Annotated in this window: 1 protein-coding gene; it reads right to left on the bottom strand. The window is 71.1% G+C overall.

All coding sequences use genetic code 11. From position 1 onward, the window contains the following. The coding region (locus AB4Y31_RS31840; RefSeq protein ID WP_368677430.1) for a class I SAM-dependent methyltransferase at window positions 1-412 on the bottom strand (412 nt) is incomplete at both ends.

Raw genomic sequence — 412 nt, 5'->3', positions numbered from 1 at the left:
TCCACCCACGGCTTCGGCTCGCCGAAGCCGCCCCAATGCAGGCCGAATCGCGTCGTCTCGAAGTAGGTGCGCGATCCGCGCGTGCGCGTGTCGATCCAGTCGCGCATGGGATGGGACATCGAAAACACCAGCAGCGCGCCGGGGCGCGCCACGCGGTGAAACTCCTGAAACGTCGGCGCGAGGTGCTCGACGTAGTCGAGGGCCAGCGAGCACACGATGCGGTCGACCGAAGCACTCGCGAGCCATGCGAGCGGCCGCGCGAGGTCGCCCTGCGCGACGTCGACGGCGAGGCCAGCGCAACGCGCCTTCGCCAGTTCGACCATCGCGGGCGTGACGTCGAAGGCCTGCACGCGTGCGCCCTCGCGCGCCAGCTCCGCGCTCACGATGCCCGGACCGCAGCCCGCGTCGAGCA

Origin of the sequence: Trinickia sp. EG282A (genome assembly GCF_040965455.1) — a bacterium.
Classification (GTDB): Bacteria; Pseudomonadota; Gammaproteobacteria; order Burkholderiales; family Burkholderiaceae; genus Trinickia; species Trinickia symbiotica.
This window is presented reverse-complemented; position numbering and strand designations above follow the sequence as displayed.